Annotated in this window: 17 protein-coding genes; 14 read left to right on the top strand and 3 right to left on the bottom strand. The window is 61.7% G+C overall.

Annotated features, from left to right (window positions below; translation table 11 throughout):
• Positions 1-31 precede the first annotated feature (31 nt).
• The 6 genes from MRX98_RS04440 (at position 32) to MRX98_RS04415 (ending at position 13,623) form a co-directional block, all read left to right on the top strand.
• Positions 32-8,845 (top strand): glycoside hydrolase family 94 protein, encoded by an 8,814-nt coding sequence (locus MRX98_RS04440; RefSeq protein WP_246903332.1) that lies wholly within the window; start codon positions 32-34, stop codon positions 8,843-8,845.
• On the top strand, positions 8,842-9,504 hold the full coding sequence (locus MRX98_RS04435) for a superoxide dismutase (protein ID WP_246903331.1): 663 nt from the start codon (positions 8,842-8,844) through the stop codon (positions 9,502-9,504). The genes MRX98_RS04440 and MRX98_RS04435 overlap by 4 nt, the downstream gene beginning before the upstream one ends.
• 159 nt (positions 9,505-9,663) lie before the next feature.
• A complete protein-coding gene (locus MRX98_RS22240) occupies positions 9,664-9,840 on the top strand; it encodes a PLDc N-terminal domain-containing protein (protein WP_425523865.1) in 177 nt (58 codons plus the stop codon).
• Between the two features lie 90 nt (positions 9,841-9,930).
• Entirely contained in the window at positions 9,931-11,421 is a 1,491-nt protein-coding gene (locus MRX98_RS04425) for an alpha-amylase (protein ID WP_246903329.1), read from the top strand.
• 223 nt (positions 11,422-11,644) lie between these two features.
• Positions 11,645-13,144, top strand: coding sequence for an amidase (locus MRX98_RS04420; RefSeq protein ID WP_246903327.1), 1,500 nt, complete (start codon positions 11,645-11,647; stop codon positions 13,142-13,144).
• Between the two features lie 35 nt (positions 13,145-13,179).
• Positions 13,180-13,623, top strand: coding sequence for a CNNM domain-containing protein (locus tag MRX98_RS04415; protein ID WP_246903325.1), 444 nt, complete (start codon positions 13,180-13,182; stop codon positions 13,621-13,623).
• A 22-nt stretch (positions 13,624-13,645) separates the two neighbouring features.
• Here MRX98_RS04415 and MRX98_RS04410 read toward each other — a convergent pair whose 3' ends face one another.
• Positions 13,646-14,782: a substrate-binding domain-containing protein gene (locus MRX98_RS04410; RefSeq protein ID WP_246903323.1), complete on the bottom strand. Its 1,137-nt coding sequence runs from the start codon at positions 14,780-14,782 to the stop codon at positions 13,646-13,648.
• A gap of 148 nt (positions 14,783-14,930) precedes the next feature.
• Between MRX98_RS04410 and modA the strand changes: the two genes are divergently transcribed.
• From modA to modC, 3 genes are read left to right on the top strand one after another with little or no spacing between them, the layout of a single operon-like run.
• Positions 14,931-15,728: a molybdate ABC transporter substrate-binding protein gene (gene modA, locus MRX98_RS04405; RefSeq protein ID WP_246903320.1), complete on the top strand. Its 798-nt coding sequence runs from the start codon at positions 14,931-14,933 to the stop codon at positions 15,726-15,728.
• Positions 15,728-16,426, top strand: a complete 699-nt coding sequence (gene modB / locus MRX98_RS04400; RefSeq protein ID WP_246903318.1) for a molybdate ABC transporter permease subunit — start codon at positions 15,728-15,730, stop codon at positions 16,424-16,426. Before modA ends, modB begins: the two co-directional genes overlap by 1 nt.
• 6 nt (positions 16,427-16,432) lie before the next feature.
• Positions 16,433-17,545, top strand: a complete 1,113-nt coding sequence (modC, locus tag MRX98_RS04395; protein ID WP_246903315.1) for a molybdenum ABC transporter ATP-binding protein — start codon at positions 16,433-16,435, stop codon at positions 17,543-17,545.
• Here the strand turns inward: modC and MRX98_RS22150 are convergent.
• A complete protein-coding gene (locus tag MRX98_RS22150; protein WP_425523867.1) occupies positions 17,490-17,747 on the bottom strand; it encodes an HSGNPxU motif (seleno)protein TsoX in 258 nt (85 codons plus the stop codon). The two genes, modC and MRX98_RS22150, sit on opposite strands and share 56 nt — an antisense overlap.
• Positions 17,748-17,908: 161 nt before the next feature.
• Here MRX98_RS22150 and MRX98_RS04390 point away from each other — a divergent pair, with 161 nt between their 5' ends.
• From MRX98_RS04390 to MRX98_RS04370, 5 genes are all read left to right on the top strand, one after another.
• Complete coding sequence (locus tag MRX98_RS04390; protein WP_246903313.1) at positions 17,909-19,372, top strand: DUF3375 domain-containing protein; 1,464 nt, start codon at positions 17,909-17,911, stop codon at positions 19,370-19,372.
• Positions 19,359-20,069 (top strand): DUF4194 domain-containing protein, encoded by a 711-nt coding sequence (locus MRX98_RS04385; protein ID WP_246903312.1) that lies wholly within the window; start codon positions 19,359-19,361, stop codon positions 20,067-20,069. Before MRX98_RS04390 ends, MRX98_RS04385 begins: the two co-directional genes overlap by 14 nt.
• Positions 20,066-23,422 (top strand): ATP-binding protein, encoded by a 3,357-nt coding sequence (locus MRX98_RS04380; protein ID WP_246903309.1) that lies wholly within the window; start codon positions 20,066-20,068, stop codon positions 23,420-23,422. The genes MRX98_RS04385 and MRX98_RS04380 overlap by 4 nt, the downstream gene beginning before the upstream one ends.
• On the top strand, positions 23,394-24,575 hold the full coding sequence (locus MRX98_RS04375) for a Wadjet anti-phage system protein JetD domain-containing protein (protein ID WP_246903306.1): 1,182 nt from the start codon (positions 23,394-23,396) through the stop codon (positions 24,573-24,575). The genes MRX98_RS04380 and MRX98_RS04375 overlap by 29 nt, the downstream gene beginning before the upstream one ends.
• Before the next feature lie 89 nt (positions 24,576-24,664).
• Positions 24,665-25,339, top strand: a complete 675-nt coding sequence (locus MRX98_RS04370) for a transglutaminase-like domain-containing protein (RefSeq protein ID WP_246903303.1) — start codon at positions 24,665-24,667, stop codon at positions 25,337-25,339.
• A 297-nt stretch (positions 25,340-25,636) separates the two neighbouring features.
• Here MRX98_RS04370 and MRX98_RS04365 read toward each other — a convergent pair whose 3' ends face one another.
• Positions 25,637-26,251: a methyltransferase domain-containing protein gene (locus MRX98_RS04365; RefSeq protein WP_246903300.1), complete on the bottom strand. Its 615-nt coding sequence runs from the start codon at positions 26,249-26,251 to the stop codon at positions 25,637-25,639.
• Between the last annotated feature and the right edge of the window lie 276 nt (positions 26,252-26,527).

Raw genomic sequence — 26,527 nt, 5'->3', positions numbered from 1 at the left:
TTGCCGGGCGACTGCCGGATTGTGTGGTGCCATGCAGCGTGATCTGCCTGCAATGGATAGCCGTGGTTGGGTCACCAAGGCCAAGGCGAGCATCCATGATGCCTTCATGCAGTTGTGGGCGCGCTTCTTCCGCCTGAAGACCGAGTGCGCCGTCACGGTCGAGGACCCGCCGTTGCGGTCGGAATTGTTCAACCGCGACCAGATGAACCGGCATGCCAAGGCGATGGCGGAAACGCACCGGCTGCATTCGGGACGCCACGCGTCGCGCCTGCTGGCCCGCCTGGAGGAGAATGCCTGCGTCTTGATCGATTCCCGTCACCTGCTGACGGAAGCCGTCACGGCCGGACATCGGATCGTCCCGGGCGGCGAGTGGCTGCTCGACAACTTCTATTTGATCGAGGAGCAGATTCGAACCGCTCGGCGACACCTGCCCAAGGGATACAGCCAGGAACTGCCGAGCTTGCTCAATGGCGCGATGGCCGGCTTTCCGCGGGTGTACGCCATTGCGCTGGAGATCATCGCCCACGGCGATGGGCGCACGGATGCGGAAAACCTCAGCGGCTTCGTCGCCGCCTACCAGAGCAAGAGCGTCCTGACACTGGGTGAACTGTGGGCCATTCCCATCATGCTGCGCCTTGCCCTGATTGAAAATATCCGACGTGTCGTCGTCCGGATCGCTGCCGGCCGGAAGGCACGCAATCATGCGATCCATTGGGCCGACCAAATGACCGCCGTTGCCGGCAAAGACCCCGGGAACCTGATTTTGGCGGTGGCGGACATGGCGCGGTCGCAGCAGACCCTGACGAGTTCTTTCGTCGCGGAGTATGCGCGTCTTCTGCAAGGTCGGGGGCCTTCCCTTTCCCTGCCGCTGACCTGGCTGGAACAGCAGTTGGCCGTGGTCGGCCTGACCATCGAGCAGTCGGTGCACGCGGAGAACCAACAGCAGGCGGCCGACCAGGTCTCGATGAGCAACGCCATCGGCACGCTGCGTTTTCTGGCGGCGATGGATTGGCGCGAGTTTGTCGAGACGATGAGTGTGGTGGAGCAGACCCTGCGCGAGGACCCCGGCGACGTTTACGACAAGATGGATTTCGCCACCCGCGACCGCTACCGCCATGTCGTGGAAAAGATCGCCAAGAAGAGTCCGCACTCGGAGAACGAAGTGGCGCGCCGGGCGATCCGCATGGCCCGGGAGTGCGCGGCGCGCAAGGGCGTCGGTGATCGCGCGGCGCATGTCGGCTTCTACCTGGTTAATGAAGGCTTGGCGCAGCTCGAGAAAGCGGCGACCGCGCGCACCTCGGCGGCCGATGTCTTTCGCCGTAGCGGCCGCCGCTACCCGCTGACGCTGTATGGCGGCGCCATATTGCTGCTGACGGCGATATTCACCGGGTCGCTCGTGGCCAAGGCGTTTGCCGGTGGATTGCACGGTTGGGCCCTTGGTCTGGTTGGGCTGCTCTTGGTGCTGTGCACCAGTCAATTGGCGATCGCCCTGGTGAACTGGCTGGCGACATTGCTGACGACGCCACGGCCGTTGCCGCGCATGGACTTCTCCCAAGGCATTCCGTCGGAGCTGCGCACCCTGGTGGTCGTCCCGACGATGCTGGCCGACGTTCGGGGCGTCGAAATGTTGTCCGAGGCGCTGGAAGTGCGCTTTCTGGCCAATCGGGACGACCATCTGCATTTCGGATTGTTGACCGATTTCAGCGACGCGCCCGAGGAAACGTTGCCTGAGGACGATCTGCTGCTGGCATCGGCGCGCCGGCACATCGAAGCGCTCAATGCCAAGTACCGCAATGCGAAGGGCGATCATTTTTTCCTGTTTCATCGCCCGCGCCGCTGGAATCCGGTGGACCGGATCTGGATGGGGTACGAGCGCAAACGGGGCAAGCTCACGGATTTGAACCGGCTTTTGCGCGACGGGGCGGCGGATGGCGCGGCGGATCGATTTGCCCTCGTCGTCGGTGACACGCGATTCCTGTCGAACGTCAAATATGTGATCACCCTGGATACCGATACCCAACTGGCGCGCGATACGGCATGGCACTTCGTGGGCGCCATGGCGCATCCGCTCAATCGGGCACGCTACGACGAAAGCCGGCAGCGGGTGGTTGCGGGATACGGCATTCTTCAGCCACGCGTGGCGGTGAGCCTGTCCGGCACCGACCGGTCCCGCTATGCGTACATGTGCGCCATCGAGCCCGGCATCGATCCGTACACACGCACGGTTTCCGATGTCTACCAGGACCTGTTCGGCGAAGGCTCGTTCATCGGCAAGGGCATCTATGACGTGGATGCCTTCGAACGGGCCATGAACGGCCGTTTTCCGGAGAACCGGATTCTCAGTCACGATCTGCTCGAGGGGTGCTACGCCAGGGCCGGGTTGCTGAGCGATGTGCAGTTGTACGAGGAGTACCCGTCGCGCTACAGCACGGATGTGAGCCGACGGCACCGGTGGATTCGCGGCGACTGGCAGATCGCTCGCTGGCTGTTGCCGGATATCCCCGTACCCGATCCGCGCCGCAGGCGCAATCCGCTTTCGTTGTTGTCGCGCTGGAAGATTTTCGACAACCTGCGGCGCAGTTTGATGGCCGCGGCGTTGACGCTGCTGCTGCTGCTGGGCTGGACCGCGTTGGCGGCGCCCTGGTTCTGGACCCTGACGGTGATCGGCATTGTCCTGGGCCCCGCCTTGCTGTCCTCGGTTTTGACCGGCTTGCAAAAAACCGACGACGTGACCCTTCGGCAGCACGTATCCGCCGCCATGCAGGCAGCCCGCCGGCACGTGGTTCAGCCGGTCTTCACCCTCGTCTGCTTGCCCTATGAAGGCTTCTTCAGCCTGGATGCAGTTGTGCGCGTCATCTGGCGGATGCTGATCAGCCACAAAAGACTGCTGCAATGGCATCTGGCCGAGGATGCGGAGCGCCAGGGCCGCGCAGGCCTGGCCGACGCCTGGCGCACCATGTGGTTTGCCCCCACTTTGGCCGCCGCCGCGACGGTCTTCCTGGTCCTTTACCGGCCGGCAGCGCTCTGGGTGGCGGGGCCCCTGTTGGTCCTCTGGTGTACCTCTCCGGTGATTGCATGGTGGATCAGCCAACCCCAGCTGTTGCGTCGCGAAAGCCTCACAACGGACCAGATGCGCTTTCTGCGCAGGCTGTCCCGGAAAACATGGGCTTTTTTCGAGACCTTCGTGGGCGAAGAAGACCATTGGTTGCCGCCGGATAATTTTCAGGAGCATCCCGTGGCGGTCGTCGCCCACCGCACATCGCCGACCAACATGGGCCTTGCCCTGTTGGCCAATCTGGCGGCCTACGATTTCGGGTATATTGCGGCCGGGCAACTGCTCGACCGCACCGACAAAGCGCTGCGCACCATGGCGTCCCTGGAACGCCACCGGGGGCACTTTTACAACTGGTACGACACCCGAACCCTGGAACCCCTGGCGCCCCGATACATTTCGTCGGTGGACAGCGGCAACCTGGCCGGCCACTTGTTGACCTTGCAACCCGGACTGTCCGCCCTGGCCGAACACAAGATCCCGGGGACCCGCCTGTTCGAGGGTTTGCGCGACACCTTCGATATTGTCGCGGATGCCGCGGCCGGTGTGCCGGAAGGCCACGACGCGGCCCGGCTCATGGCGCTGGAACAGGACCTGGCCGCCGCGACGCAGGACCCGCCCGCCACGCTGACGGCGCTGCGCCGGTGCCTCGATCGGTTGGCGGTTTCCGCCGAGGAATGGGTCGCCGATCTGGAAACGCGCGCCGTGGACCTTGAAAGCCCCTTGGGGGGGTGGGCCCGCGCTTTTGCCGGACAATGTGCGGGCGCCCGCGCCGAACTGATGACGCTTGCCCCGTGGACGGACATTCTGATTGCCGGAGACGGGCCCGGTGATTTACCCGCTCTCGACGAAATCCCCACGCTGTCCGAGCTGGCGCTCCTGGAAGAAACAATCCGGCCGACCATCGCCCGGCAGTTCAGCGGCACGGGATCCTCCGGGGGACAGGCATGGACGAAAAACCTGCAGCGCCGCATTGCCGAAGGCAGCCGCAACGCCCAAGCAAGGCTTGCAACCATCAAAGGGCTTGCCCGGCAATGTGAACTGCTCGCCCGGATGGAATATGATTTTCTGTATGACGAGAAGCGTCACCTGCTGGTAATCGGCTACAATGCCGCCGAACACCGGCAGGATGCCGGTTTTTACGATCTGCTGGCTTCCGAGGCGCGGTTCGCATGTTTTGTGGCGATCGCCCAGGGGCAGTTGCCGCAAGAGAGCTGGTTCGCCCTGGGACGGTTGTTGACCCTCGCCGAAGGCGAACCGATCCTGCTGTCCTGGAGCGGCTCGATGTTCGAGTACCTGATGCCGCTGCTGGTGATGCCGACTTACGAGCGCACCTTGCTCGACCAGACCTGCCGGGCGGCGGTGGCCCGGCAGATCGCCTATGGCAAGAAACGCGGTGTGCCATGGGGCATTTCGGAGTCCGGCTACAATGCCATCGATGTGCATCGCAACTACCAGTACCGCGCCTTCGGCGTGCCCGGCCTGGGGCTCAAGCGCGGGCTGGCCGAGGATCTGGTGATTGCGCCCTATGCGTCGGCCCTGGCCCTGATGGTGGCGCCCGAGCAGGCGTGCCTGAACCTGGAGCGGCTTGCCGCCGACGGCCTCGAGACCCGTTACGGCTTCTATGAAGCCATCGATCACACGCCGTCGCGGCTGCCAAGTGGAAAAACCAGCGTCGTGGTGCGCTCGTTCATGGCCCATCACCAGGGGATGAGCCTGCTGTCCCTGGCCCACTTGCTGCTGGACCGGCCGATGCAAAAGCGGTTCGAATCGGTGCCCATGTTCCAGGCCACCCGGCTGCTGCTCCAGGAGCGTATTCCCAAGGCGGTGGCATCCTATGCCCATACCACCGAAATTGCAGAGCACCAAACACCTGCCGGCGCATCGGAGGTGCCGATGCGCCTTTTTGCGAGCCCCGACACGCCCAACCCCCAGGTGCAGTTGCTTTCCAACGGCCGCTACCATGTGATGATCACCAATGCCGGTGGCGGCTACAGCCGCTGGAAGGACCTGGCGGTCACCCGTTGGCGCGAGGACCGCACTTTGGACCATTGGGGCACGTTCTGTTACATCCGTGACGTGTCCAGCAGGGCCTTCTGGTCGACCACCCATCAGCCGACCCTCAAGCGTGCCAAGCGGTTTGAGGCGATTTTTTCCGAAGGCCGGGCCGAGTTCCGGGCCGGCAACCGCGACTATGACACCCATACCGAGATCTCCGTTTCCATAGAGGATGACATCGAACTGCGCCGGGTGCGCATCACCAATCGCAGCCGATCACGCCGCAAGATCGACGTAGCGAGTTATGCGGAGGTGGTTCTGGCGCCACAGGCCGCGGATGCCCAGCATCCGGCCTTCAGCAATCTGTTTGTGCAGACTGAGATCGTCCCCCGGCAGCAGGCGATCCTGTGCACGCGCCGTCCCCGTTCCCAAGGCGAGCAGACCCCCTGGATGCTGCACTTGATGGCCGTGCACGGGGCCCGCAGCGGCATGGTTTCCTATGAAACGGATCGCATGCGGTTCATCGGGCGCGGCAACACCGTTGCCGCACCGCAGGCCATGCGCGGGGCCGGCGGATTCTTTACGGGGGCGCTTTCGGGCAGCGAGGGTTCGGTGCTCGACCCCATTGTGGCCATCCAATGCAGGGTGACCCTCGAACCCCAGGCCTCGGTCACCATCAACATCGTCTCCGGCATCGCGGAATCCCGCGAAGGTGCTCTGCGCCTGGTGGAAAAATACCAGGACCCGCGCCTGGCCGACCGCGTCTTCGATCTGGCCTGGACCCACGGCCAGGTGCTGTTGCGTCAGTTGAATGCATCCCAGGCCGATGCCCAGCTCTATGGGACCCTGGCCGGTTCGATCCTTTATGCCGATGGCGCCCTCAGAGCCGACCCGAAGGTGCTCGCCCGCAACCGTCGGGGGCAGTCCGGGCTCTGGGGGTATGCCATCTCCGGCGATTTGCCGATCGTTCTGCTGCGGATTGAGGACGGGGCCAACATCGAACTGGTGCGCCAAATGGTCCAGGCCCATGCCTTCTGGCGTCTGAAGGGATTGGCGGTGGATCTGATGATCTGGTACGAAGATCACGCCGGTTACCGCCAACTGCTGCACGACGAGATCATGGGGATTATCGCCGCGAGTACCGAAACAAACGTGCTGGATCGCCCCGGGGGCATTTTTGTCAGGGCCGTGGAGCAGATCGCGGAGGAGGACCAAATCCTGATCCAATCGGCCGCCCGTGCCATCATCAGTGACCGCCGGGGGACGCTGGCGGAGCAGCTCAGCCGGCGCCATTTGGGTGAGGCTTCGACGCCCCTGCTCGTCCCGACCCGCAGCCATCGCTCCGCGCCCACGGCGGTGGCGCCTTTGCCTCGCCACGATCTGCGGTTTTTCAACGGGTTGGGCGGTTTTACCCCGGATGGGCGCGAATATGTCATTACCACCGCCCAAGGGCGGGTGACACCGGCGTCCTGGGTGAACGTTCTGGCCAACCCGCACTTCGGCACGGTCGTCTCGGAGAGCGGCTCGGCTTATACCTGGAGCGAGAATGCCCACGAATTCCGTCTGACCCCCTGGGCCAACGATCCGATCGGAGATGCGTGCGGAGAGGCGTTTTACCTCAGGGATGAAGAACGGGGCCACTTCTGGTCGCCAACGCCGCTGCCCCGCCGCGGCGCCACGCCCTACGTCACCCGGCACGGATTCGGCTACAGCGTTTTCGAACACACCGAGCGCGGTATCCACTCAGAGTTGTGGGTTTACGTGGCCCTGGATGCCGCCGTCAAATACATGGTGCTCAAAGTGCGCAACATCTCGGGCCGCTCGCGCAAGATTTCCGCGACGGGGTACGCGGAATGGGTGCTTGGCGATCTGCGTGCGAATGCGGGCATGCACGTCATCACCGAACGCGATCCCCACAGCGGCGCACTGTTTGCGCGCAACCGCTTTAACACGGCGTTTCGGGACCGGGTGGCGTTCTTTGCCGTCGGTGATACCAACTGCACCGTCACCGGCGATCGGACTGAATTTCTGGGGCGCAACGGGTCGCTGCGGCGTCCGGCCGCGATGATGCGCACGCGCCTTTCCGGCAAGGTGGGGGCCGCCTTGGATCCGTGCGCCGCGATTCAAGTGGGCTTTGATTTGGCTGACGGGCAGGAGCGAGAGGTGGTCTTCAGGCTCGGCGTGGGGCGTGACGCCGACGATGCCCGCCGGCTGGTCAAACACCATGGCGGATCGGCCGCCGCGCAGGCCGCCCTCGATGCGGTCTGGCAGCACTGGGCGCACACCCTGGGCGCGGTCAGCGTAGAAACGCCCGATCCCTCCGTGAATGCGCTGGTCAACGGCTGGTTGCTGTACCAAACCCTGGCGTGCCGGATCTGGGCGCGCAGCGCCACCTATCAATCCGGGGGGGCTTTCGGTTTCCGGGATCAGTTGCAGGACGTGATGGCCCTGGTCCACGCCCGACCGCATATCGTGCGCGAGCACCTGCTTCTGTGCGCGGCCCGCCAATTTCCGGAGGGAGATGTGCAGCACTGGTGGCATCCGCCGACCGGCCGCGGGGTGCGCACACGCTGCTCGGACGATTACCTCTGGCTGCCGCTGGCGACCTGTCGCTATGTTCAGGCCACCGGGGACACCGGCGTCCTGGACGTGCCCATCCCCTTTCTCCAGGGCCGCCCGCTAAAAGAGGACGAAGAGTCCTATTACGATCTTCCCGATCCGTCCAAAGAGACGGCCAGCCTCTACCAACATTGTGTCCGCGCCATCCTCAACGGCCTCCGTTTCGGCGTGCACGGCCTGCCGCTCATCGGTTCCGGCGACTGGAACGACGGTATGAACCTGGTGGGCGAACATGGCCGCGGGGAAAGCGTGTGGTTGGGCTTTTTCCTGCATGAGGTGCTGACACGCTTCAGCGAGGTCGCCCGCATCCATGGCGACGCCGCTTTCGCCGACCGCTGCCTCGGCGAGGCGGCGGTGCAGCGCCACAACATCGATACCCACGGCTGGGACGGCGCCTGGTATCGCAGGGCCTACTTCGACGATGGCACGCCGCTTGGATCGGCGGAGAACCCGGAATGCCGGATCGATTCCATTGCCCAGAGCTGGTCCGTTCTTTCGGGTGCCGGCAACGCCGAGCGCGCGCGGCAGGCGATGACGTCGCTGGATACGCACCTGGTGCGCCGCGCACACGGACTGGTCCAGTTGCTGGACCCACCTTTCGACACATCGGCGCTGAATCCCGGCTACATCAAAGGATACGTGCCCGGCGTGCGTGAAAACGGCGGACAGTACACCCACGCGGCCATCTGGGCGGCCATGGCCTTCGCCCGCCTGGGGGACAGCCGCCGCGCCTGGGCGCTCTTTGATATGATCAATCCGATAAACCATGCCCGCTCGAGCGGAGAAACCGACATCTATAAAGTCGAACCCTACGTGGTTGCCGCCGACGTCTACGCGGTGCCGCCGCACACCGGCCGCGGCGGCTGGACATGGTACACGGGCTCGGCCGCCTGGATGTACCGGCTGATCGTGGAATCCTTACTGGGGCTCGAACTTAAAGTGGACAAACTGCGCTTTACGCCGTGTTTGCCCGTCGATTGGAAGGAGTTCAAGCTGCACTACCGCTACCGGGAAACCATTTACCACATCACGGTCCGGCAAATTTCCAGCGCCGAAAAGGCCATGCGCGTGAGCGTCGATGGCATCGAGCAGCGCGATCGGAGTATTTCTTTGGTCGACGACCGCAAGGAACACTGGGCCGAGGTGAGCATACCGGTTGGGAGCCATGAAGAATGAGCAAAAAATCCACCAATCTAAAAAAAGGAGATGAACGAATGGACACGCCGCAATTGTATATGCTGCCGAAGCTTGCCTATGGCTACGATGAGCTTGCACCGACGATATCCGAAACCTTGTTGCGTCTGCATCACGAAAAACACCACGCATCCTATGTGAATGGCGCCAACGCCATTATCGAGAAGATGGGTAAGGCCAGTACGGAGAATGCCGGATTCGACACGAAGGCGACCTTCAAGGAACTCTCGTTCCACATCGGCGGCCACGTGCTGCATTCGCTGTTCTGGGGGAATTTAGCGCCGCAAGGCAAGGGCGGGGGCGAAAGGCCTTCAGGCGCCATCGCGAAAATACTCATCGAGGCGTTCGGCGCCATCGACCGCTTCAAAAAACTCTTTTCACAGGCTGCGGTAAGCACCGAAGGATCGGGTTGGGCGGCGCTCACCTACTGTAAGGCTACGAACAGGCCCATCATCATGCAAGTTGAGAAGCACAACAACCATATCTACCCGATGTTCGGAATATTGATGGTTCTGGATGTCTGGGAACACGCGTATTATCTGGACTACCAGAACGACAGGGGCAAATTCGTCGAGGCGTTCTGGAATATAGTCAACTGGGCCGAGGTAAACAGGCGGCTCGAGGATGCCATGAAAGGTTGATTTTCCGTTTCGATGCAATGGCCGCAAATTACCGGCCATTGCACCTATTCGGTGCCCTTTCTGATAATGGTCGATGCGCACGACCACGGGGTGGTGGGTCGCGTCGGCCGGGTCGATCGGTACGGATCTGGGCCAAACGCAAGCGCAGCCCCGTAGCAAGTGGGCGGGATTTTCGGTCTGATTCTTTTGTTCGCCTGCGTATGGGTGATTGTTCAAATTTTTCAAAGCAGCGCTTCGACGGGCGCGAAGGTGTTTTGGACCGTCCTGGTGCTCATCCTGCCGTTGATCGGATTGATCCTCTGGCTCATTGCGGGGCCGCGTTCTGCAAAACGGTGAGCTGAGGCATCATCTGCTTTGGGTGCGTTTCGCCTTTATCGGTCGTCTTTGCTTTTCACCTTTCGGAGGCAGTCAACTGCGGAGGCCGACATGGTCGAATACAATGGTGCCATGATGCAGTATTTCCACTGGTATACCGCTCCCGATGGCAAGTTGTGGGGGCAATTGGCCGAAAACGCGGCAACGCTTGCAGATGCGGGATTCACGGCCGTCTGGCTGCCGCCCGCCTGTAAAGGGGCGGGTGGTGCAGACGATGTGGGCTACGGCGTTTATGACCTCTTTGATTTGGGGGAGTTCGACCAGAAAGGATCGGTGGGCACCAAATACGGCACTCGCGACGCCTATTTAGAGGCCATCGCGGTGGCTCGGCGCGCCGGGCTGCAGGTCTATGCCGATGTGGTGTTCAACCACAAACTGGGGGCCGACCATGCCGAGGAGGTCCGTGCCACGCCCTACAATCCGCAAAACCGACATGAACCGGTGGGCGATCTGCAGACGATCAAAGCCTGGACCCATTTCACCTTTCCCGGACGCCGGGGGCGGTATTCCGAACTGCAGTGGCACTGGTGGCATTTCAATGCGGTGGATTACAATGCGCTGGATGAGCGCACGGATGCCATTTATCTGATCGAGAACAAACGTTTTGACGACAGTGTGGATCTGGAAAAAGGCAACTTCGATTATTTAATGGGCTGCAATCTCGACATCGACAATCCCGATGTACAGAAGGAACTTTACTACTGGGGAGAGTGGTTCCTCGACACGACCGGGGTGGACGGTTTCCGCTTCGATGCGGTCAAGCATGTGCGCTCAAGTTTTTTCCTGGATTGGCTGAAACATCTGCGGACCCACAGCGGGCGCGACCTCTTTGCGGTCGGCGAGTACTGGTCCGGTGAAAGTGAGGCCCTGGAGCACTTCTTGAAAGTGACCGAGGGCCATATAATGCTGTTCGATGTCCCCTTGCACTACCATTTTGCAGCGGCTTCCCAACAGGGCGCACAGTATGACATGAGAACCATCTTTGACGACACCCTGGTAAGAGAGCTGCCCGATCTGGCGGTCACCCTGGTGAGCAACCACGACACCCAGCCGCTGCAATCGCTGGAATCGGTTGTGGAAGCCTGGTTCAAACCCTTGGCCTACGCCCTGATCCTGCTGCGCAAAGACGGCTACCCTTGTGTTTTCAGCGCCGATTATTACGGGGCACACTATACGGGTACGGGCAAGGACGGCCAAGGTCATGAGATTTGGATGGACAGCCACCAGTGGTTGATCGACAAGTTTCTGTCGGCCCGCAGAAGCCATGCCTATGGCGAACAGTATGACTATTTCGATCATTCGAATTGCGTCGGCTGGACCCGCATCGGGGATGAGCACCATCCCGGGGGCATGGCCGTGGTCATCAGCAATGCCGCCGAGGGCCGCAAACATATGCAAACCGCAGCGCCGGAGACCACCTACATTGATTTGACGGGGCATATCCGCGATTCGGTGTTGACCGACGGCGATGGCTGGGCGGAATTTCGCTGTAAAGGGGGATCCGTTTCGGTTTGGGTACCTGAACCTCACCCACCTGTTTGAGGATGGCCAATGCAAGCACCGCAGCGCTTGAGTGCAGAGAAAGTACTACAAGCATCAAGAGTTGTTCGTACCGGTCCTCAGGGCCGAGCATATCGAGCGTGTATCGAAGGAAAAGGGTTTGCATCGGATTGTGTGCGCTTAGGGCGCGCGAAAAACAATCGCGTCGCTGGATCGGAATCGGGTCTGAGGCTGTTTGCAACCCCTTCTAATACGGGAGACCGCAATGGGACACTTCAGTGAATATGGCCAATATGACGCCGTCGGCCTGGCGGAACTGGTGCGGCAAGGCGAGGTGCCGGCAAGCGAAATTTGCGAGGAGGCGATTCGGCGCATCGAACAGGTCAACCCGCAACTAAATGCCGTGGTGACGCCGATGTTCGACATCGGACGTAAAACGGCAGGACATGCTTTGCCCAAAGGGCCGTTTGCCGGTGTGCCGTTCCTTTTGAAGGACTTGTTGTCTGCTTTTGCCGGCGTGCCGATGAGCAGTGGTGCGAAGGCCTACAAAAATTTCATTCCGGATTACGACAGTGAAATGGTCACACGGTACAAGCACGCCGGCCTTGTGTTCCTGGGCAAGACCAACACGCCCGAGTTCGGGGTGATGGGCGTCACGGAACCGGAGGTCTTCGGCCCGTGTCGCAATCCCTGGCAAACCTCTGTTACACCCGGCGGTTCCAGCGGCGGTGCGGCGGCGGCCGTGGCGTCCGGCATGGTGCCCATGGCAGGCGGGGGCGACGGCGGTGGCAGCATCCGGATTCCGGCCGCCTACTGCGGCTTGTTCGGCTTTAAGCCATCGCGGGGCAGAAATCCGAGCGGTCCCCGTCGCGGCAGGCTATGGCAAGGCGCCGTGCAGGAGCATGTGCTTACCCGCACCGTTCGCGACAGCGCCGCCGCGTTGGACGTCACCCAAGGGCCCGACAGGGGGGCGCCTTACACGATTTGTCCGCCTTCGAGACCGTATCTGCAGGAAGTCGGTACGCCTGCCGGGAACCTGCGCATCGGATTCAGCGTGACCTCCCCGGTCGGCAAAACGGTTCATCCGGAATGCGCCAAGGCCGTTCATGACACCGCCGAATTGCTCGAGGCGCTGGGCCATCGGGTTGAAGAGGGCCTGCCGAACGTCGATGGCAAAGCCCTGGCCAGGTCCTACCTGATTATGAACTTGGGCGAAGTCGCGGCCGATCTTGAGGAAATGCATCAGATTCTGGGACGAAAACCGACTGCCGCGGATGTCGAACCGACCACCTGCACCATGGGTGTTCTGGGCCGGGTGGTTTCGGCGGGAGAATTCGTCGCGGCAATGCGTTGCTGGGACCAAGCCGCCCGGCAAATGGGTATCTATTTCGAACAATATGATGTTTACATGACGCCGACCACCGCCTACCCGCCGGCCATGATAGGGGAGGTGCAGCCGTCGCCTTCCGAGAAAAGGTTGATGAAATGGGTCAATGCGCTGGAGCTTGGCCGCATACTGAAAGCCACCGGCATTGTCCATCAAATGGCCGAAAAAATGCTCGAGAGGACACCCTTTACGCAATTGGCCAATCTCAGCGGATTGCCGGCCATGTCCGTACCTTTGCACTGGACACCGGAGGGGCTTCCCTGCGGGGTACAGTTCGTTGCCGGATTCGGGCGTGAGGACCTGTTGTTCCGACTGGCGGGGCAACTGGAAATCGCGCGGCCATGGCGCGACAAGAAGCCGATGGTCTGGGCGCAATAGTATAAGGATGCGCGAAAAAAAAAGAACTTTCCACCGTGCAGATCGGCATCACCCTGGTGGACATCCTGATCGGCGCCGCCAGCGGTGCGACCATCGCCCACCGGTTGCAGGAACATTTTGCCGCCGTGGCCTATTTGGCGCCCTACAGTGGCCCGCTCGGCTTGGGGGTGGTGGTTCTGGCGGTCACTTTTTTGACCCTGATCCTGGGAAAACTGGTGCCCAAGCAACTGGCGGTCGGCAGTCCGGAACGCCTCTCCCGCATGACCGCTCCGGTCATGGCCCTGTTGCTGCGGCTGGCCATGCCGGCTGTTTATCTGCTCAGCGGCACCACCCGCCTGGTGGTGCGCCTTCTGGGGGTTCACCCCTCCCCGGAACCCGGCGCCACCGAAGAGGATATCCGGGGAATGATCAAGGAGGCGGCACTGGCCGGTGAAGTGGAGCTGGCGGAAAAATTTCTTTTAGAGCGGATTTTCCGATGAAAAAACAGGTGCCGAAATCCGGTCAGGCACTCAATTGCGCGATGGTGTCGCCGGTTGCGGTGCTTGCGTATCCCGGGACGGCATCGATTTCTCTTCTCAGGGGGGCGGACTGTAGAACATCCAGCAGCACTTTGATCGTGGGGTGTTCGGTCATGTCGTCGGGGATCACCAGATCGCAGCGGGTGGTGGCCAGGGGTACAAAATCGATTTCGAAAACTTCCGCGATGACCCGGAAGCCAAGGGCTGCGTCCGCAGCGTTGCAGACAATCCGGTGGGCACCTTCGCCATGGGACATCACTTCATCTTCATATCCGCGGATGGCTTCGGCGTCGATGCCGGCGCGCTCCAACTGGGTGTCCAGCAGTACTCTCAATGCCGCGCCCGCCTCACGGTTGACCAGGCGCACCATGGGTTGCGCCAGATCGATCACGTTGTGAATGTTCAGGGGATTGCCCTTGGCCACCATCAGCCCTTCCTCCATGATAGAGAATCCCATCACATGAAAAGGAACACCCGCCAGCTTCTTGCGGGCTGTCACCACGTTCGCTTCCTGCGTGCCCGCATTGTGCAGATGGGTGCCGGCCACATGTGTATAACCCTCGGCCAACATGTTCAACGCGCGATGACTGGAGGCGAAGCCGCAGTGAACGCGTGACGCGGGTGCCCGACGACCGACATGTGCGGCGAGGATTTCAAAGGCGGGATCGCACCCCATTAGAAGAATCGATTTGTTCAGGTTTTCCGGCGTCGTAAGAAGGCGGGCGCTTTTTCCGTCCGGACGCAACAACCCGTCCGCCGAGCGCAGGCCGAAAGGGATGGATGCCGCACCTTGCAACGCTATTCCGACCAACCTATCGCGCACCCGCCCCAGCGCCAGTCGCGGTGAAGCGGCGTCCACACCGTTGATGACGTGCACAGGCATGTTGTCGGGCGGGTCCTGCTCGACGAAGAGGTCCTCCACCCGGCAACCGAACAGGCGCGCGAGCCGCAGGGCGATGGCCGTGTTCGGGAGGTACCGACCGGATTCGATATCGTACACGGCTTGGCGGCGGATATCGAGTTGAAGCGCGAGTTCTTCCTGGGACCACCCCTTTTTGAGTCGAAACGCCTTGACCATGGATTTGATGCCGGTATGCTTTGCAGGTTGTTTGCGACCCATTGCCCACCTCCGAATGAATTGGTCCGCCCCGGGGAATTCTGGAAAATCCGCTTGACAGAATTTCATATCATATGACAACTAAAGACGTCAAATGACGTTTAAGGCATAATTTTGCTGTTTGTTCATTCAAGGTCAAAGGAGATGGCGGATGAAAGTTGTGAAACGAAGATCGGTTCTGTTTGCAATGATGTTGATGCTGACCTTGGGCGGGGTTGGATTTGCCGTGGAAGACGGTATCGCCGGTCAAGGGGAGGTGGTCGTTTTTGCCGCCGCATCCACCACCAATGCCATTACGGAAATCGGCGACCTGTTCGCGGCGGCGGGGTTGGGGCATATCACGACCTCATTTGCATCTTCTTCCACACTGGCCAAACAGATTGCCGGCGGCGCGCCCGCCGATGTCTTTCTTTCGGCCAACGTGAAATGGATGGATTTCCTTGAAGAAAAAGAGATCATTGACAAAGCGTCGCGATTCGATCTTCTGGGCAACCGCATCGTGCTGATCGCGCCTCTGCAAAGTGCGATGCAGAAGGTCGATGTCCGGCAAGGGCTGGATCTGGCCGCTTTGCTGGGCGGAGACGGCCGTTTTTCCATGGGCGATCCCGCGCATGTGCCGGCCGGGATTTACGGAAAAACCGCCATGGAACACCTGGGATTGTGGGGTCAGGTCAAAGATCGCCTGGCGCCGATGAAAGATGTGCGCGCGGCCCTGGTCATGGTGGAGCGGGCCGAAGCGCCTATGGGACTGGTGTATGCCACCGACGCGGCCATCTCCAAAAAGGTAAGGATTGTCGGGATGTTTCCGGTGGAGAGCCATCCGTCGATCATCTATCCGGTGGCGGCGGTGGCGGGCGGCAAGGCCGATGCGGCGGCCAGGTTCCTGGATTTCCTGAAAACAGCGGAAGCCCGGGCCGTTTTTGAAAACTACGGATTCGAAGTCAGGTAATGCGGCTCTGGCAACTGACCGAGGTCGAGGTCGAAGCCCTGCGGCTGAGCCTCTGGGTTTCCGGGTGGTCCGTGGCCGTCAGTTTGCCGGTCGGCATCCTGGTCGCATGGGTGCTGGCGCGCCTGCGCTTTCCAGGCAAGAACCTTCTGGACGGCTTGGTGCACCTGCCCCTGGTCCTGCCGCCGGTGGTCACCGGATACTTGCTGTTGGTGCTGCTGGGACGCAACGGTCCGATCGGGGCGGCCCTGTATGATTACCTGGGCGTCGTATTGGCGTTCAACTGGAAGGGCGCCGTGCTGGCAGCGGCGGTGATGTCGTTTCCCCTGCTGGTGAGAGCCGTGCGGCTCTCCCTGGAGGGTGTGGACCAGGGATTGGAAGCGGCCGCGCGTACCTTGGGCGCTGGACCGCTGCGGGTTTTTTTCACGGTCACCCTGCCGTTGATGGTGCCGGGTATCATCACCGGGCTGATTCTCGCCTTTGCGCGCAGCCTGGGTGAATTCGGCGCCACCATCACCTTTGTGTCCAACATCCGGGGACAGACCCAGACCCTGCCCCTGGCCCTTTATACTTTTACACAGGTGCCCGACGGAGAGATCGGCGCCATGCGGCTTTGCATCCTTTCAGTACTGATCGCCATGGCGGCGCTGGTGTGTTCGGAAATACTGGCGCGCCGTTTTGCCGCCCGCATGAAAGGTTGAGCTGTTGTGGAGATAAATGTCACGCGCAGGCAAGGCGGCTTCCTGGTGGATGCGACCTTTGGAGGGCCTGCATCCGGCGTTACGGCATTGTTCGGACCGTCCGGCGCCGGCAAGACATCGCTCATCAACATGGTAGCGGGCCTGGTGCGTCCCGATGCGGGCCGCATCAGCGTCAACGGCCTTTGCTTGTTCGATGTGGAACGGCGCATCAACCTGCCGCCGGAGAAACGCCGCATCGGTTATGTCTTTCAAGACGGCCGCCTGCTGCCGCACCTTTCGGTGCGCGCCAACTTGACCTACGGCATGCACCGAACGCCGGCGGAGCGCCGTTTCGTGACCTTTGACGCGGTGGTCGAACTGCTCGGCATCGGCCATCTGCTCGGCCGCCGGCCGGCCAGGCTCTCCGGGGGAGAAAAACAGCGCGTGGCCATCGGACGGGCGCTGTTGACCAGCCCGGCCATGTTGCTGATGGACGAGCCGCTGGCTTCCCTGGACGCCTCTCGCAAATCCGAAGTCCTGCCATTCATTGCGCAGCTTTCCCGCGCATACGCCATCCCCATTCTCTATGTCAGCCACATGATGGATGAGATTCTGAATCTGGCCGACCACTTGGTCATCATGGACAGCGGTCGTGTGGTCGCCTCCGGAGAGCTGCAAGAGCTGTTCTCCAAGCCGGAGTTGCAGGCCCACATCGGAAAAGAAAATTTTGGCTCGGTGATTTCCACCGTGGTGGAGGAACCCTTGGACGCCTCTGGGCTCACATCGCTGCGCTTCGGTGAACATGTGCTCAAAGTGGCGGCGGTGCCGGCAGGGCGGGGTGCCCCGATGCGCGTACGAATTTCCGCCCGCCATGTGGCCGTGGCCCGCCAAGCACCCGCCTTGACCAGTTTCCAGAACATCTTTTCCGGCAAAGTCGTGCAAATTGGTTATGGCGGCGAATCCCATGTGGATCTGCTTTTGGATATCGGCTGTCTGCTATGGGCCCGCATTACCCGGAAATCCTTTTTGGACTTGGGGCTGCAAGAAGGGCAAGCGGTCTTCGCGTTGATCAAAAGCGTGGCCGTCAAAACGATTGCCCTGGAAACGCCGCCATCCCGTTTTTGTCGAGGGTCGCGTTAAGGGGTGCCCACTCCTTCTTGAACAGCACGTCGGTCGATCCCTTGAATTCCAGGGTGCATGGTTTGGCTTCTTCCGAATCCAGCGTGCGGTTTTTCACATCCAGTTGGTCGCCGATTTTTCCTTTCATGTCGTTGGCTACGCCTCTATCCTTGGGTAAGGTTTTGAAAAATTGGTGTATATGAAGTAATTGGCAAGGTGACAACGCGGCTTGACAGGCGGAGTTGTTTTCGTAATGGTATGCCGATGGACGGCTCGCCGTTCCAAAGGCGTTGGATCGGATCGGCCGGCGGGATCGGAACGGGGGGCGCAACCGGAGCACGGATGCGGTGAAACAGCACCATCCAGGACGCATGTGATCGTGCGATGAATCTCAACCAGGCCTTCGTCACCTATCGTCGTTTGCGGGATGAGCCCTTGTGGCGCCTTTTGGCCGCCGACAACGGTCCGGTTGCCATCGCCCTGCTGCAGAACAACCTGATGGAGGGCAATCGAAAGCTTGCGGCCTCCATTCTGTACGAGCGGCTGGAGCGGGATTTGGAGCAGTTGCGGGCGCGCGGCGAGGCCCTGCCCCAGACGGCCCGGGCCTATGTGGCCGACTGGCTGGCCAAGGGGTGGTTGATCCGCCGATTCCCGGCCGGCGCCACCGAGGAGGAGTACGAGCTGTCCGCTGCCGCGGCCAAAGCCATTCACTTGATCGGCGGTTTGGTGGAGCCGCGCTCGGCGGTGACGGGCAGTCGGCTGGCCACCGTCATCCATCAATTGGGGCGCCTCGTCGAGGAGACCGATGCCGATCCGGAAAGCCGCATGACCCATCTGCTGGCGGAGCGGGAGCGGATCGACGCATCCATTGCGGCCTTGCGCAAGGGGCGATTCAAGGTCTTGGAGGAGGACGAGGCGCTGGAGCGGGTGCGGGACATCATCGCCCTGTCCGGGGAATTGATCGCCGATTTCCATAGCGTGCGGGACGATTTCGAGCATCTGAACCGCGATTTGCGCGAGCGGATCATGGATGACAGCGGCAGCCGCGGCGATGTGCTGGAAAAGCTGTTCGCCGGAATCGACGTGATCGCCGAGAGCGAGTCCGGGCGCACCTTCCATGCCTTTTGGCGTTTGTTGACCGACCCGGAACAGAATGCCGCCTTGGAAGCGGCCATCGAGGAATTGTTCGGTCGGGATTTCAGCAACCGGCTGGAGGTCGCTGAACGGCGTTTCCTGCTGCGCCTGATCCAGAACCTGTTGGCCCAGGGCGGTACGGTGCACGAGGTGTTGCAGCAATTCGCCCGCAGCCTGAAACAGTTTGTGCAGAGCCGCGAATATATGGAACAACGACGGATCAACCGACTGATATCGGAGGCGCAGCAGCACGCCCTGGCCCTCAAGAATGAGGTCAAGGCCGGCGAAAAAATGAACTTCCATTTGCAGTTGACCAGCAGCCGGATTCGTTCGCTTTCGCAATGGAATCTGATGGATCCTTCCGAAAACACGGTGGAAAGCGGCATGGCCGCCGGCGACGCGGCGCAGATCGGCCTGGATGCCGTGGCGGCCTGGGTGATGCAGTCGGAAATCGATTTCCGGGGGCTGGCCGACAATATCCGCGCCTGCCTGGCGCAGCGGTCCCAGGTGTGCATCGGCGAGGTGTTGCGTGCCTTTCCCGCCGCGCAAGGGCTCGGCAGCGTGGTGGGGTACCTGGCCTTGGGCAGTCGCCATGGCCGGGTGATGGGCCGACGCAGCGAAACCGTTGCCTGGACGGGCGAGGACATGCAGCAGCGCAGTGCTCGAATTCCGTTGATCTATTTTCTCAAGGAGCAGGTCCATGAACTCGCCTGATCCATCGGCCCGCACGGCCGACGGCGCGCCCGCGAATGAGGGCGTGGTGCAAGAGCAAACCGAAGGCGGGCTCTACCAGGGCGACTTGGGACAATTGCCCTTGGAGACGCGGCGCGTTTTGGTGCAGTTGCTGGCGGGTCCCTATCTGGACGGGCGGCGCCACACCCGCCTGTGGCCTGTATTGGTGCGGGACGAAACGATCCTCCGCAGCCGCCTCCACGACCTTTTTCTGGAACTGGTGATCGATACGGACCAACAGGTGGCCTTCACGCGCCAGGCCGATGCGGGCGACCTGGAAACGCCGATTTTGCTGCGGCGCACGCCGCTGACCTTCATTGATTCCGTGGTGCTGCTCTTTTTGCGCCAGCGTCTGACCCAGGCCGATGTGCGGGGCGAGCGGGCGGTGGTGGACGCCGCCGAGATCCTCGAACATGCGGCCCCCTTTGAGCGGGCGGTGAGCACCGATCATGCGGGATTTGCCAAGAAGATCCGCGCATCCGTGGAGAAAATGAAAAAGAACAGCATGCTGCAGAAGGTCAGGGGGGACGTGGAGCGCTTCGAGATTTCCCCCACCTTGAAACTGCTTTTCTCGGCCGAGCAGATTGTGGCCCTCACGGCACAATATCAAGCACTGGCCGGTGACTTGGACGTGCACATCGCCGCCGAGCCGCAGGCGGAGGAGGACACGGAAGAATGAACGCCGCCGCCGAGCAGAGGGAGCTCTTTCCGAGCCATGCGCAGTTTCGCATTGCAAGGTTACAGGTGTTCAACTGGGGGACCTTCGACGGGTTGCATGACATACCGATCGCGGAACGGGGCTTTCTCTTCGTGGGCCGTTCGGGTTCGGGCAAGACGACGCTGCTGGATGCCGTCTCGGCGTTGCTCATTCCGCCGCGCTGGATCGATTTCAATGCCGCCGCGCGGGATGCGACCCACAAGGGCCGTGATCGCAACTGGGCCACCTACATCCGCGGCGCCTGGTCCGAACAGCAAGACGAGGCCACCGGGGAAATCGCCGCCCGCTATCTGCGCACCGGCACCACCTGGTCCGCCCTGGCCCTGACCTTTCGGGGGATGGAGGGGCGCACGGTGGTGCTGGTGGGCCTGTTCTGGCTGCGCGGCCGGAGCACCGGCGCCGCCGATGTGCGGCGGCATTTCATTATTTTCGAGCGCCCTTTCGATCTGGCGGAACTCGAGGCATTCAATCTCGATCTGCGCCGTTTGAAGCATGAGCTGGCCGACGGGAACTATTTCGCCACCTTCAACCCCTATTGCGAGCGGTTCCGCCGCCTGTTGCACATCGAGAGCGAGCTGGCCCTGCGCTTGCTGCACAAGACCCAATCGGCCAAGAGCCTGGGGGATTTGAACGCCTTTTTGCGCGATTTCATGCTCGACACCCCCGAGACCTTCGATGTGGCCCGGACCCTGGTTGCCGAATTCGCCGAACTGAACGAGGCCCATCAGGCCGTGGTGACGGCCCGCCGGCAGGTGCAGACGCTGGCGCCGGCCCGCGATAAGCACCAACGGCTGCTGCGGGTGCGAGCGCAGCACGAGGACTTGGATCTTTTACGTTCAGGCATCGATGTCTACCGGGACCGGTTGCGCGTGCAACTGCTCGAAGCGCGCATCGAGGATCTCGGGGTGCGGGTCGAAGGTTTGAACGACGAGGCGCGACGGCGCGAAGCGTCGGCGGCGCAACATCAACGGACGTTGCAGGAGTTGGAGGAGCAACACGGCCGGCTGGGCGGGGATCGCATCGAACGGTTGGAAGCCGAGAAAAAAGAGCGCGAAGCGGATCGGTCGCGGCGATCGGCCAAACAGGCCCAGGCGCGCATGGCTTGCGACCGCCTGGCATGGGAACCGGCCGATGGACCCATGGCCTTTGCCGAATTGCGGGGCCGGGCGCGGCAGGAACTCGAGGCCCGTGGGCAGCAAGCCCGGGATGCCCGGGACCGGCGGGACCATTTGACCGTGGCCGTTGATGCCCTTGAAAAGGAGTTCAAGGAGACGGCCGGGGAGGTCGCCTCCCTCGAGCGCCAACCCTCCAACATTCCGGCGCGGATGCTCGATTTACGCCGCCGGATCGCCAAGCAGGCGGGCCTTGATGCGGCGGCGCTGCCGTTTGTCGGTGAGCTGATCGAAGTGTTGCCGCGGGAAGCCCGGTGGCGCGGGGCCATCGAGCGTGTGCTGCATGGGTTCGCTCTCTCCATGCTGGTCGACGAACGCCACTACGGCGCGGTTTCCGGCGTGGTCAACGGGATGCACCTGGGGCAGCGGCTGGTTTACTACCGCGTGGCGGGCGTCAATCCGGCGGCTGCTCTGACCGTCTCCATCCAGTCCCTGGCCGGTAAGCTGCAGTTGAAGGAGGGGTCGTATCAGAAGTGGCTCAGGGGCGAACTCAATCACCGATTCAATTACATTTGCGTCGATTCGGTGGCCGGTTTCAAGAAGCACGAGCGGGCCTTGACACCTGAAGGGCTGGTGCGCCATGGCAAAACACGTCATGAGAAGGATGATCGGCGCTCCATCGACGACCGGCGCCACTGGGTGCTCGGCTTCGACAATCACGCAAAGCTGGCGCTCTACAAACAGCAGGCGCAAGCCTTGGCCGAGCGGATCGCCGCCGGGCGCCGGGACCTGGACGCATTGCAGGCGGAGGAAGAGCGGCGCGCCGAACGGGCACTGCACTGCCAGACCTTGGTCAACCTGCAGTGGGAAGAGTTGGACACCACGCCGCTGATCGATCGCATCGCCGCCCTGGAAACACAGTTGGATGAGATTCGCCGCGGCAACCAGGCCTTGCAGGAGATCGCCGTCCGTATGACGGCGGCCCGACGGCAACGCGATCAGGCACAGAACCGCGTGCAGGAGATCAAGGTCGACATCCGGGAGGTGGAAAAGGAGATCCGCGCAAGGCAAACGGCGCTGGACGAGATGCACCGAACCGCCGCGGCCCAAACCCTGGCCGCCGGCCAACAGGAAGCGCTCGCGGATCGCTTCGAGGCCCTCGGGCGGGCGGCCGCCCTGGACAACCTGGACGCTTTGACCCACCAGGTGGAACGCCGGATCAACGAGGAGCTCAAAGCATTGAGCAGCGAGCTTCATCAACTGGAACGGGGGATCGAGAGCTGTTTCGCCGACTTCATCTCCCAATGGGCGGCCGAATCGGAGGGACTGGATGCCAAATTGGCCGCCGCGGAGGATTTTCTGGCCAAGTTGCGGCGCTTGGAGATCGATGGCCTGCCGCGCCATGAAAGACGGTTTTTCGATCTGCTCAAAGATCAAAGCCACCAGAATCTCGCCGCCTTGAACACCCATTTGCGGCAGGCGCGCAATGAGATCCGTGAGCGCATGGAGCTGGTCAATGAAGGACTGCGTCACGCCCGGTTCAACCGGGGCACTTACCTGCGGATCGATGTCGCCGACCGCCATCTGCCGACGGTTCAGGAGTTCAAGCGCGAGATTCACGATGCCTTGCGCCACGCCTGGACCGAAGACCGCGAAACGGCCGAGCGCCGCTTCGCGGCCCTGCGGCGCCTGGTGGATCGTTTGGCGGACCAGGATCCCCAGCAGCGGCGCTGGCGCGACGAGGTGCTGGATGTGCGGTTGCATGTGGAGTTCATCGCGCGGGAACTGGATGGGCAGGGCAACGAGGTCGAGGTGTACCGCAGCGGGGCAGGCAAGTCCGGCGGTCAGCGGCAGAAGCTGGCCACCACCTGTCTGGCGGCGGCCTTGCGCTATCAACTGGGCGGCAGGGAACAAAGCTTGCCCGCCTGCGCGCCGGTTGTTCTGGACGAGGCCTTCGACAAGGCCGATAACGAATTCACGGCCCTGGCCATGAACATCTTCACCCGCTTCGGCTTCCAGATGATTGTCGCCACGCCGCTGAAATCGGTCATGACCCTGGAGCCGTTCATCGGCGGCGCCTGCTTTGTGGACATCAACGAGCGGCAGCGCTCCGGGGTGCTGCTGATCGAATATGACGACCAACGACAGCGTCTGAATCTACCGGAGCAAGTGCGTGACGACACCATCGCTGCGATTTCCTGAATCGGTGCGCCAACAGCTGCGCAAGCGCTTCGCCGCCCGGCGGGGACAATGGCTCGGCGGCGGCGACGCTTGGCCCATGGTCATCGCCCTGGGCAATCCCAGCGAAAACGATGCGGCCTGCCAGATCGATCATCTGCGGGCCTGGATCGACGCGTGGCGGCAACATCTTCACAGCGGTACCCTGGAGTGGCGCGAACGCCGCTGGCGCGATTTGGGCACCCAGCGCCTGCCCGCGCGGCTGGTTTTGGCCGCCCCCGATGAAGTGGCGGCCTGGTTGGGCGAAACCGACCGTTGGCGTTCGGCCCGCGAGCGCTTTCAGCGTCTTTGCCGGACCTGGCCCGCGTTGTATGATCTGCTGCCGCGCCATTACAACATGCTCGCCGATTACCCGGACGCGGATTTTGAGCGCCTGGTATCCTTGCTGGACGGGTTGAGCGCCCACCCGCGGTCCTTTCTCTATCCCCGCCAATTGCCCATTGCCGGGCTGGACAGCAAGTGGCTGGAACAGCGCCGCGGCCTGGTGACGGAACTTGCGGCGGCGCTCCACGGCGTGGATCCAAAGGGAAAGGATCTCTACGCGGTGTGCGGTTTGCGCCCAATGCCGGACATGGTCCGCATGCGGCTGCTCGATCCGGCGCTGCGCCAACGCCTGGGCGGACTTGGCGACATCTCGGCGCCCGTTGAACAGCTGGCCGAGCTGGCGTTGCCGCTGCGATGGGTTTTCATCGTCGAAAATCTGCAGACCGGTCTTGCCTTTGAAGATTTGCCGGATACGGTGGTGATCATGGGCCTGGGGTACGGGATCGACCGCATCGCCCGATTCCAATGGCTTGAACGCAGCCGCTGCTATTACTGGGGCGACATCGACACCCACGGCTTTGCTATTCTGCATCGCGCCCGTTCGCACTTGCCGCAGCTCGCGTCGTTGCTCATGGATCAGCAAACGCTGCTCGCGCACAAGTCATTGTGGGTCGAAGAGAAACAGCCGCACGGCGCCGACCGCCTGCCCCGTCTGACGGATGACGAGCAGGCGCTGTACCGGGGGTTGAAAGAGAACCGGTGGGGATTCAAGGTGCGTCTGGAACAGGAGAGAATCGCTTGGCCCCGGGCCTGGGAATGTATTCGACGCTGCATAGGGCTCGCGCAAAATTAACTTCGCATTTCAGGCGCCCGGTACGGTCCGTTGGCTGAAACGTAAATGGAGCGGAACTGCAAGAAGTACGGTTGAAAGGGGACAGCGTTATGGAAGCCGATTTCAAGTTGTATTTGCAGGCAACGGAGATGATCGATTTCAATCACCCGGCGGTGGCGGCCTTTGCGCAGAAAGAGATGCGCGGGGCCGGGACCCCCGTGGAACAGGCGGTGCAACTCTATTATGCGGTCAGGGATCAGATCCGCTACGATCCCTACAGCATCGATCTCAGCGTGGACGGATTGCGGGCGAGCACCACGCTGCAAAACCGCCGGGGCTGGTGCGTGCCCAAGGCCGCTTTGCTGGCGGCCTGCTGCCGTCGGGTGGGCATACCGGCCAAACTGGGCTACGCCGACGTGAAAAACCACCTTTCCACCACCCGGATGCGCGAGCGCATGAAAACGGATGTTTTCATCTGGCACGGCTACACATCCCTTTTCCTGGAAGGCAAGTGGGTCAAGGCGACGCCGGCTTTCAATATTGAATTGTGCCGGCGGTTCAATCTGAAGCCCCTGGCCTTCGACGGTCGGGGCGATTCGATCTATCACCCCTTCGACCTGCTGGGCAACAAGCACATGGAATACCTGCGCGAGCGCGGCGAATTCGACGATATTCCCCTGGCGCAAATCATCCGGGATTTCGAGCAGACCTATGCCGGCGCCGAGGGATTGAGCGATTTCGATTTCGAAAAGGATGTCCATCGGGAAAAGCCGTTGCCGGGCTGATGGAGTGCGGATTCGTTTTTTCGTGAACCCTTGGTCGTGGAAGTCGGTGAGAATGGGGTTGCGGCCGCACCAGGTGGAAACGGCCGCAACCCCGGCTGCTCCGGTTCCGATATCAAAACAATCGCTTCGCTATTTGCGGGCATGAAAAGAGACCCCCTGCGTACCGAACGCCAGCGCGTCGGAAGGGTCGGCCACGCCCACGAACAGGTCGGGATACTTGCGATCGATCACGACATCCGAAAAACCGGCGTCCTGAACCGAGCGGATCAGATCTGCATCCTGCAGACCACCGGCGATTCACCCGGTCCACAACGAGATGTCCTGCAACGCTTCCTGCGGGATCGGACGCCCGACGATGATGTCGCCGACGAACAGGCGCCCGCCGGGTTTAAGAACCCGGAACCACTCGCGCAAAGTTGCGGTTTTGTCCAGGGTCAAGTTCAGCACCCCGTTGCTGATCACCACATCGGCGAAGCCGTCCGGCAAAGGCAGCGATTCGATATAGCCTTTGTTGAACTCAATGTTGCCCGCACCGGCCCGTGCGGCGCCGGTACGCGCCTTCTCAAGCATCTCCGGCGTCATATCGAACCCGTGCACCCGGCCGGAGCGCCCGACCATGCGCGAGGCGATCAGCGCGTCCAACCCCGCGCCGGAGCCCGCATCCACCACCGTGTCCCCCGGCATGATCGGTCCGACGATGAACGGATTGCCGGTTCCCGAAAACGAAGCGATGTTGTCTTCGGGCAAACCGGTATAGTGGGTTTCGGTGTACCCGAGCCGGGTTAGCGCCGCCCGTCCGGTATGAAAGTGGTATCCTTTGTGCGGTTCAAGGGCGACATTGGCATATTCTTTCCTGATTTCCGAATGAAGTTCATCCGGCGTTATATTGGGCGTGTATTGCTCTACGCTCATAATATACCCCCCTATCTGTTTGGATTGTATGCATTTCGTTTCAGTCTATAAACAATGAGATTAATCGCGCATCGGGAGGTGTCAAGAAAACCGTTTGAAGCTGTTTTTTACGTTTTTCTAAATAATTACAGATTTTTGGGTATTTCATCAATGGGATTCGCGCAGCCACTTGCCGTCGATAATCTTTTCACTGTCCTTTCGTTGCTTGTCACATTCCACAGCTTATATTGTTTGTTAAAACGTTTCCTCAGGTTGTCGCCAAGCAGGTCGAAAACC

The sequence above is a fragment of the Desulfatitalea alkaliphila genome, assembly GCF_022968795.1.
Classification (GTDB): domain Bacteria; phylum Desulfobacterota; class Desulfobacteria; order Desulfobacterales; family Desulfosarcinaceae; genus Desulfatitalea; species Desulfatitalea alkaliphila.
Note: the sequence above shows the minus strand (reverse complement) of the source record. Positions and strands in the feature narration are given on the sequence as shown.

Coding starts and splice junctions, on each gene's coding strand:
- MRX98_RS04440 (WP_246903332.1), top strand. CDS start 32: ATGCAGCGTGATCTGCCTGCAATGGATAGCCGTGGTTGGGTCACCAAG.
- MRX98_RS04410 (WP_246903323.1), bottom strand. CDS start 14,782: ATGGGTCGCAAACAACCTGCAAAGCATACCGGCATCAAATCCATGGTC.
- MRX98_RS04365 (WP_246903300.1), bottom strand. CDS start 26,251: ATGAGCGTAGAGCAATACACGCCCAATATAACGCCGGATGAACTTCAT.
- MRX98_RS04425 (WP_246903329.1), top strand. CDS start 9,931: ATGGTCGAATACAATGGTGCCATGATGCAGTATTTCCACTGGTATACC.
- MRX98_RS04370 (WP_246903303.1), top strand. CDS start 24,665: ATGGAAGCCGATTTCAAGTTGTATTTGCAGGCAACGGAGATGATCGAT.
- MRX98_RS04385 (WP_246903312.1), top strand. CDS start 19,359: ATGAACTCGCCTGATCCATCGGCCCGCACGGCCGACGGCGCGCCCGCG.
- modA (WP_246903320.1), top strand. CDS start 14,931: ATGAAAGTTGTGAAACGAAGATCGGTTCTGTTTGCAATGATGTTGATG.
- MRX98_RS04435 (WP_246903331.1), top strand. CDS start 8,842: ATGAGCAAAAAATCCACCAATCTAAAAAAAGGAGATGAACGAATGGAC.
- modB (WP_246903318.1), top strand. CDS start 15,728: ATGCGGCTCTGGCAACTGACCGAGGTCGAGGTCGAAGCCCTGCGGCTG.
- MRX98_RS04420 (WP_246903327.1), top strand. CDS start 11,645: ATGGGACACTTCAGTGAATATGGCCAATATGACGCCGTCGGCCTGGCG.
- MRX98_RS04380 (WP_246903309.1), top strand. CDS start 20,066: ATGAACGCCGCCGCCGAGCAGAGGGAGCTCTTTCCGAGCCATGCGCAG.
- MRX98_RS04390 (WP_246903313.1), top strand. CDS start 17,909: ATGAATCTCAACCAGGCCTTCGTCACCTATCGTCGTTTGCGGGATGAG.